Here is a 9241-nt window from a genome sequence, read left to right on the forward strand (position 1 = left end):
TAAAAGAATTGCTGGTTTATGTTAATATCTTCTGTTTAATTTTCAAAGACCATTTCGTTGTCGCCCTCAAGCGACTTCCTTAGTTTATCACCACTTCGAAATCTTGTCAACAACTTTTTTCAAAATGTTTTTTAATTTTTTAATTAAATTTAATTTTGAAAGTAAATTGTTTTTGTGTCTCTCAGCGACGAGATTTATCTTACCATATATAACCCCATAAATTAAGCTTTTTATAGTCATTTATACAAATTAAATATGTTTTTCTTGTTTTTTCTAAATAATTCTTTTAAATAACCATATTGATACACTTGGATAAGTTTGCTTTTATTTATTGTCTTATTATGTAGAAAAACTACATTTTCCTAAATATCAAATTATAAAGCAAAGTCCTAAATTTATTTTTTGTTTATTTTACTTACAGTAAATCATTGTTACATATCATTATATTCACTTATTTTTATAATTCCGTCATTTATACTTAATTTATTTATTATTTCACCAACTTCTATATAGTTAGGTAATTCAACTCTATATATAGCATTTTTATATTGCACAATTTCATTGTTATTTCTCCCCAAAAACTCTATGCTTTTTATCTTCACACCTTTTTGAGTGAAAATCTTATCTATAAATTCTAAGACTTGTGAATCTTTCTCATATATTATTTCAAAACATTTTTCTCCAGCCTTGGTTATAAATTTAGATTGAAACTTCTTTAAGCTTACTAAGGTTAAGAATATGAATAAAAATCCTAAAATGCCTAAGTTATAATACCCCATACCAATAGCTAAACCAAGACAAGCCACAACCCATAGTGATGCAGCAGTTGTTAACCCTTTTACTGATCCTTTGTTTTGTAATATTGTTCCTGCGCCCAAAAAGCCAATTTTATGAGGATATTTAATATGGTTCCAAATATATATTTATAAACAAATATTTAAAAGTAGTATGTGGAAAATAAAATGGTATTGTTTTTATAAATAACTTAAGTTAATATTATTTCATATAGTTAAGAGGTGATAAATTAATGAATCTAAATCAAAGTATAAAGGAAGTTAAAGGTTACTCATGCTCTGGATATGAAATATATATAAATAATGATAAAGTTCAAGACATTTTTATAAAAGGATTTGTTAAAAAATATAATGATAAAACATATTTTTTGATACTTAATACACAAGGTAAATTAATTGAAGATGCATTTAATTATATTAATGGAAATGAATATAATGCTTTAGGTGAAAGCAGTATAAAGATGCGTGAATTAGCTTATACATCACTAAAGATTCTTTATTCATTTATGGAAATAAATCATATATACGATATTAAAGAAATTTCTTCAATACCATTTAGTCAGTTATCTAGATTTTTATCTGGTGGCAATACAGAAGGAAACTACATAGATTTTAAGTTAACATCTATTCGCAGAAATAATACTGTTAATAAGTACCTATCTATTTATAGAAATTTTTTTGAGTATCTTGAATTAGATAATTCCTATTTTAAAGGTAAAATAACGACTGTATCCTACAAAAGTAATGATGCTGGATTTTTTTCACATGCAATCAAAAAAAGCTACGAAAAGTATGGAAACAATAAAAAGGTAGAAAAACATAAAACTGTTCCTAAATATATTCGATTCAATGAATATAAATTAATTATTGCTCTTTTTAAAGAAGAACAGAATATGGCTTTAGAACAATCTGATGATAAAGCCTATGTAGCATCATTAAGAGAAGAGTTAATAGTCCATTTAATGTATATTTATGGAATGCGTATAGGTGAGGTTTTGGGATTAACACTAGAAGATATATCAAAAAATGATAATGATGATTTTGCAATTATAACACTTAGAAATAGACATACAGACAAACATTACCAACGTGCTAAAGGTTGCATGAGTATAATATCTAAAAACGATTATCAAACTCCTAGTTACAATGAAAATGCTTTAGGTAAGGCTTTTGGATGTGAAACTATATATATATTTGAAGAAACCTATGAATTAATTCAAAATTATTTAAAAAAATCTAGAAGCATTAGTTATTTAACGCCTAAATGCAAAAAAAATCTTCAAAGCAAAAATATAGCAGCTAAAGTTACTAAATCTAATATCAAAGTAAATAGATATATATTTATTAGTAGTTATGGTACACCTATAGATAAAAAAGTTCATGATAATTATCTTAAAAATAAAATATTTTCAAAACTTGATATTCCAATTGATAAATTTAATAGAAAAAATAATTTAAATCATAGATTCAGACATGGTTTTGCTATGTATAAAAAAGACCATGAGAAATATGATATTTTTCAACTTAAAGACGCATTAAGGCATACTAGTACTTCATCATGTCTTATATACCTTAATCCAACAGAAGAAGAAATGGCTAAAAGAGCAAAACAAGGAAATAAATTTTTGAATGAAAGTGGTGTTAAGCTTTGACTATAACAATAGAGTTAATGGATAAAATAAAATCAATTCTTGAAAATAACAATAATGATTATGAAATTAGTAGGTTATTATATAGTTTCATAGATACCCAAGCAAAAGATTCAAATTTTACAATAAAAAATAATAAACATTACAATTCTGCTATTAAGTATCTAATTAAATATTTTGAATATATAACAATAGAAAATTTTTCGATGGACATATATTTAAGTATTATCGAAAAAATTTCCAAAAATAAATCTAGAGATATAAAAGCAATATTGAACAAAATCCTTCCTATTCTTTTAGAATATATTGTTGATAATACAAATAATAAATTATCACCTAATATCAATGAATTATTTGAATATAAAGATACTCTAAAAAATTATTGTAATAATTTTTTAATAGGAACACCTTCTATTAGGAAATCTATTGCTTTAGAAATTTATTCATCTAAAGGAGATAAAGAAATAAGAAGATTACTTGATGGTTTTATATGTAAAGAATTCACAGCTCCAACCAACTTAAATTTCGATACTGTAAAAGGAGTTGAAGAATACTTATACACTCTTAAAGGTTTAGTTAATCTCATAGGTTCATATAAAATAACTGACATTACTTGGAGAAACTACTGTAATTTAATTCAAAAAGTATATTTTTCAGTAACCTTTTGTAATATAAAGAGTTCTAATAGAGGAAAATTTAAAAGCTTATTACCAGAACTATTTAAATACATAATAAATAATACCAAATTTAATGACCTTAAAAATATTCAGGAATTAAATAAATTTCAAGACTATTTATATGTACAAGAAAGAACAAAGCCTTCTTCTAACTCTAATTATGACCAATTTATCTTTCAAGAAGTTTATACTAATTTCCCAATTAGTAGTTCTCCATCACAATTACATTTATTTGAGTATTCATATAAATCTAAAGGTAATATTGTAAATTCAAGTACTCTAGTCAATTTAAACACAGATAATATTTTTATTAAAAAAATTCTTATAGAATTTATAAATACTTTTGATAAAACTCAAAAAAGCACTGCAACTAGAATAGAAAATAGGCTTTTCATATATTATTTTGATGAAAGTCTAGGTTCATTATCTAAAAACATGAATTGTATTGAAAACTTAACTTTTGAAACATTCAAAAAACAATTTCAATTTTATGACAATAAAGATTCTCAATTTTCTTTTAGTAATGTAAAAATGATTGACGTATTAAAAAAGTTTTATATCTTCTTACTATCATATATAGAAACTAATAAATATAATCATAAAATATTTATTAATACTGCAATTAATGTAAAAGTGTTATCAAGTTCTAATTTTAATACTATGTTTAAAGAAGGCTTTAAATTCATAATACACTCTCCTTTTGAAATCCCACCTTCAGAAGATAAATTATGTATTGTTGAAAATAAATCTTCTAATGCCCGTGCTACTAAATTAAATAGTATTAGACTTGATTTTTCAAAAATATATGACCTAAATTTTAGAAATGATTTAAAAATTTTTCTTTGGAATAAAAACTATAACTACATAGGTTCTATGTATAGTGATTTCTATATAATAAAAGACTTTCTAAATTTAAAATATGAATATGATATACAGAATAGTAATATAACTCCTATAGTACGTACTAATGAAACCTTTAGTGAGGATTTTATGCTTACTTATATGTGTAGTATTGTTAGTAATTACAATAAATCCAAGACAATATCTAATACATTTTCACCTGTTAAATCATTTGTTAATTACTATAAAGATAAATACAAATTTAACACGCTCTTGAACGATTACTTAATCTGTAAACAGACAAAACCTAGCGGAAGCGATGGAGGAATGTCTATAGATGATTTTAATAAAATAGCTGAAGAATTTAAAAAAGATAAAAATACAACTAAAAACGGAGAACTTTTATTTATAATACTTTATCTTTGTACAAAAACCAAGCTTAGAATAGGAGATATATTGTCGCTTAGAAGAAATTGTATAGTATATATAGATAAAAGAAATTATTATGGTACCATCGAACATTACACCAAAACCGAAGAAGAAAAAGTGGAAACTCAAATCCCCTTAGAATGTATAGAATCAATTCAAAGAGCTATTAATTTAACAGAAGATTATGCTAAAAATGCTATTAATAAAGAACATTCTAAGTATATATTTATAACTCCTTCAACTTATCAAATTAATCTTGATAAATATACAATTCATAGTCTTTCTTCATATTTTTATAGAAAATTCTATGAAGTTTTAAACTCATTAAATCTTGAAAAAAAATATCGTATTTATGATATTAGACACATGAGAAAAAATGAAATTATAAAAGCTGCTTCTAAAGCAGATAAAGATATTCATGAGATACTTGATATGATAGGCGGCACTATTCAAACTAATTTAAATAATTATATAAATAGTAAAGATATAGAATTCTATGTTGAAGTTTTTACTGGTACCGTTATATCTAATGTGAATGTAAATGGAGAAGTTACATTAAACCCAAATACCTCACTCTCAACCAATGTACTTGGAAGTTGTAAACAGTCAGCTTGTAATCATAATGATTATCAAAATACAGATTTACTAAAAAAATATCCATTTTATAAATGTCTTCAATGTAAAGATTTTGTAACTACACCAGAAAAGATTTATATATTCGAACATTATATTGAAGAAATAAAAACATTCAAAAAAAATACACTTAACTATGAAGAATCAACAATTTGTGAGATATTGTTGCAACTTTTAGGTGTCTTCTATCAAAAACAATTATTTATGCTTAATAGAAATAAGGAGGTTTAAAATGAGTATAGGGCAAATTAAAGATTTAGTATTAAATAAAAATAATGATAAAATCAATTGGAATATCGAAGAAATTGGTAATCGCTTAAAATTAACACCTATAGAACAAATTCACCAAACCAAACAAATACCAATAGCTGGAACATGTTATTATACTGATAATGTTTGGAATTATAATTTATTTAATACAGAAAATAAGCCTTTCGAGGATTATATAATAAATTTTAATTCTATTGTCCCAAAATACATAGAATATGTAAAACTTTTTGCACTTAGACAGCTTGTTATTAGAGGAAATAGAGTGGTAACTGTAAGAGATAAGGTTGAAATACTAAAAGAATTTACAACATTTCTTGAAAAAAGAAATATTATTTATATGGAAAGCATAACTGTCGCATTGATAAAAGAATATTTTGATAATATGAACATAACAGAAAAACGTGTGTCAAAAAAGAAAAATATTATAAAAGATTTTTTAAAGGTTATTTCAATGAACGCTTCTGTAAATTATAAAGATATTTACAAATACTTGTCTGTTATTAATAAACAAAAGGAAAAGCAAGAGATTGAGAAAGGAAAACATAAACTAATTCCATATAAAAATATATCAAATAAAGCATCAGTTTTTGATAATATAGTTTCATTAGCTATAAAAGATTTATTAAATGATAATTTATCTATAAAAAGACGTACTACAGCATGTATGATAGTTATATTAGCTGAAACTGGCATGAGGATTGGTGAATTTCGTATATTACAATCTGATAAATTAAAAAAAATTGAAAGACCCTCATTACCAAATATTGATAAAAGTATAGAATCTTCTAAAACTGAATCATATATACTTGAGTTTTATACCTATAAAACTACTATTTCTGAGGGTAATTGGACATATACTTTTATGACTCCTAATGCAGTCTTAGCTTATGAAACATTAAAAGATATAATGTCTGTTAGAAGAAAAAAATCTAATTCTAATTATCTAATTCTAAATCAATTTAATAATTTATATAACAACTCGTCATCTTTATGGAATTTAAATAAAGAATTTTACTTTAATCATAAAGAAGAATTAAATATAGGCTCTATGTCTTCAGAAATTCGCAATAAATTTAGTATATGGACTATAACTAAAAATGATTTTAAAAGAAGCAATGGACTATTCACTCCAGAAGGCAAAAAAATTTATTATATAACACCTCATCAATATAGAGTAACATGCGCAACAATTCTTTATTGCAGAGAACATAAAAAACTAGAATGGATAAGACGACATATGAATCACTTATCAACTGAAATGACGGAGCACTATATTCGTGAAGAAGCTAAAAGACAGCAGAAAGTTGGAATAGCTAAAGCTTTAATTAGTAGAAGCAACTCTGATGGAACTCAACTTGAAACTGATATAAATAAAATATCAGACCCAGATATAAAAAATGAATTAAAAAATGAAAAATTTAAAAAAGCATATAATGATATAAATAAATTTCTTAAACTAGTTTCTTCTAATCATAAAAAATTAAATATAAAAAGAAATATTAATGAAATAATCGATTTACTTTATGAATATGAACTTCCAATGACTGATGTTGATGTAGGCTATTGCATGCTAGATACTTTAGAGGTAATGTGCGAAACTCAAAACAGACTAACCATGCTTGAAGATTTTAATATTCAAATTCCTACCCTTGACTCTTTATATTTAAGTTACAAAAGATTTCAAGATAAAATTAAAATCATTGAGTATAATTCCAAACTATACAAAATAAATGATAACTATATAGAAAGCTATCAAAGAGAATTAAACAGCATGTCTTTATTAATTAATAAAAGACTTTTACCAGAACTAAAAATACTAGAAGAAGAAATAAAAAAAAGAGATAACGAAGATATTATAACTAAATATAGTAATCTTTCATTAATTCTCAATAATTTTAATGACATAAAAAAGGAAGTGTTAGAATGGAATCAAAAAATAGAAAATCTGATGTCAGTATAGTAGAAAATTCAATTAATGATATTCTAAAATCACATAATATGGATAGCTTTTATGATTTACCTAATAACATACAAAAATATTTATCGAATATAGAAAATTACTTTCAAAATTGTGAATCAACATACTTAGAAATTAAACAATTGTTAGATAGCATATCCTTATCTTATAGAGGTATCAGTAAAATGTCAGGGGTAACCTGGTCTACTTTTAATAGATATTCTATACTTAAAGAATATATTGATAATCGCATCCCATCTCTTAAATGTAATGTTGATTTAATATCTAATAATAAATTAGATATTATTACAAATAACTATAATCAGTTAAAAAAAGAAATGGATTATATGGTTGATAATTGCCTTGAAATAGGAATTTTAAAGTCAAAAATTAAAATTTTAGAAGAGCAAAACAAAACATTATTAAATGAAAATACTAGACTTAAACTCGAAGAAGCAGCTTTATCTAAAAAGAATTCTAAAGCTTTAGTTTCAGATATAAATAAATTCAAAAAATAATACAATTACAGTTTACTAAAACTTATAACAAACAATCTTTTTATTTTCATTAGATAAAAATCCAGTATTAATTTATACTGGATTTTTTTATTAAATAAATTTAATTCTCTTGTAAAAAAAAAATAGCAATTCGCTTTTGATGTTATCATAAATGAGTTTTTAGGCATAACCTTGATAACTTGATAAAAATTATATAAATCATTAGAAGTGCCACCTAAATCCCCAATACTAACAATAAATAATATTAAACTTAGTGTTGTATTCGTAAAAGGAATAAAAGTCCATATTATCAATGGTAATAAACCTAATATCACTGCTGGAACCACTAAAATTATAGCATAACGAGTTTTTGAAATTGGAGCACAATGAATAATACTTAATCCAGCAGGAGAATAGAATATTTCAGCAGTATATTCTCTTGGGAAACACATCGCATGTAATAACTCATGTACCACAAGAAATGCCATTGATACTATTAATCCTATTAGCATTCATTTTAAATTCAAGTTAAAGTCCATAACATAAGTTCTATTAAAATATACTCCATCAGTATTTTTATCAACCTATACTTTCATTGCAACTTAAGTAGAATGCTATGTCCTTTTGCGTTATTACATTCATTTTTCTGAGAAATCATATCTTTTCTTCTCCCCCTAAATTCATTAATATTAACCTTCTTTCTAGGCATATCTTATACAAAAGAATTATTCATTTTAATAGAAATATTTTTACTATAGTATTTTTTCAAAAAAAGTCTTATGTTTGACACAAGACTCTTTTATTTCCGAACCAATATTCAACTATATTTTTTTATTATTTATATTTTTAATAGACTTAACACCTTTAAAACACAGAATTATTAACGTAATTATCCCTATTAATCCTACAGTTAATAACGCAATAATTATATTCATAAAAACACCTCCCCATAACTATTCCTACAATTGATTATATAATATATTTTTCTAGTATATAATCTAAAATAGATAAGGTAATTTAATATTTCAACTAATATATTTATATTATTTCAATAGTCATTTAATTAAATTTTAACCAATTAAAAGTCTTTTATTTATGTCATATTCTTTTAATGATATATAATATCCTTTCTAAATTTAATAGTATCTTCTATCTATGTTATTTCATATTTTTATTATAAAACTTTATAATATTTATTAATAAAAATATTGTATTTCCAATAGCACAATATACTTTCACTTAAATGAAAAATTTGTGTTAAAGAAATTGTAATTAAAAAGTACATTTTATTTTCGACACTTGAGTTCATAAATAAAATGCTATTTATAGATGTTGTATAGGATATTATTAAAATACATTACTAATTATTATTTTTAACCTATAAAAGAAATTGTAATTAAAAAGTGCATTTTATTTTCGACACTTGAGTTCATAAGTAAAATGCTATTTATAGATGTTGTATAGGATATTATTAAAATATATTACTAATTATTAT

At 23.6% G+C, this 9241-nt stretch carries 6 protein-coding genes; 4 read left to right on the forward strand and 2 right to left on the reverse strand.

Features of this window, described 5'->3' with window-relative positions:
- Positions 1-431: 431 nt before the first annotated feature.
- Positions 432-878 carry an MgtC/SapB family protein gene (locus QP548_RS16625; RefSeq protein WP_242944774.1) on the reverse strand — a complete coding sequence of 149 codons (447 nt, stop codon included), beginning with the start codon at positions 876-878 and terminating at the stop codon, positions 432-434.
- Positions 879-1027: 149 nt separating this feature from the next.
- On the opposite strand from QP548_RS16625, the gene QP548_RS16630 reads away from it, so the two are divergent.
- From QP548_RS16630 to QP548_RS16645, 4 genes are read left to right on the forward strand one after another with little or no spacing between them, the layout of a single operon-like run.
- Entirely contained in the window at positions 1028-2446 is a 1419-nt protein-coding gene (locus QP548_RS16630; protein ID WP_061414847.1) for a tyrosine-type recombinase/integrase, read from the forward strand.
- A complete protein-coding gene (locus QP548_RS16635) occupies positions 2443-5253 on the forward strand; it encodes a hypothetical protein (RefSeq protein WP_075808052.1) in 2811 nt (936 codons plus the stop codon). Before QP548_RS16630 ends, QP548_RS16635 begins: the two co-directional genes overlap by 4 nt.
- A gap of 1 nt (position 5254) precedes the next feature.
- The gene (locus tag QP548_RS16640) at positions 5255-7252 is read left to right on the forward strand and encodes a tyrosine-type recombinase/integrase (RefSeq protein ID WP_060794844.1); all 1998 of its coding nucleotides are present in this window, start codon (positions 5255-5257) and stop codon (positions 7250-7252) included.
- On the forward strand, positions 7216-7767 hold the full coding sequence (locus tag QP548_RS16645) for a hypothetical protein (protein ID WP_060794843.1): 552 nt from the start codon (positions 7216-7218) through the stop codon (positions 7765-7767). The genes QP548_RS16640 and QP548_RS16645 overlap by 37 nt, the downstream gene beginning before the upstream one ends.
- Positions 7768-7772: 5 nt before the next feature.
- Here the strand turns inward: QP548_RS16645 and QP548_RS16650 are convergent, their stop codons facing one another.
- Positions 7773-8234 (reverse strand): DUF3267 domain-containing protein, encoded by a 462-nt coding sequence (locus QP548_RS16650; RefSeq protein ID WP_075808053.1) that lies wholly within the window; start codon positions 8232-8234, stop codon positions 7773-7775.
- Positions 8235-9241: the final 1007 nt, after the last annotated feature.

This window comes from Clostridium sp. UMB9555A (assembly GCF_030222355.1).
GTDB lineage: Bacteria > Bacillota > Clostridia > Clostridiales > Clostridiaceae > Sarcina > Sarcina perfringens.

What these genes read in the sequence shown, in the direction of transcription:
- QP548_RS16640 (WP_060794844.1), top strand. Translation starts at nt 5,255, where the DNA reads ATGAGTATAGGGCAAATTAAAGATTTAGTATTAAATAAAAATAATGAT.
- QP548_RS16630 (WP_061414847.1), top strand. Translation starts at nt 1,028, where the DNA reads ATGAATCTAAATCAAAGTATAAAGGAAGTTAAAGGTTACTCATGCTCT.
- QP548_RS16645 (WP_060794843.1), top strand. Translation starts at nt 7,216, where the DNA reads ATGGAATCAAAAAATAGAAAATCTGATGTCAGTATAGTAGAAAATTCA.
- QP548_RS16650 (WP_075808053.1), bottom strand. Translation starts at nt 8,234, where the DNA reads ATGGCATTTCTTGTGGTACATGAGTTATTACATGCGATGTGTTTCCCA.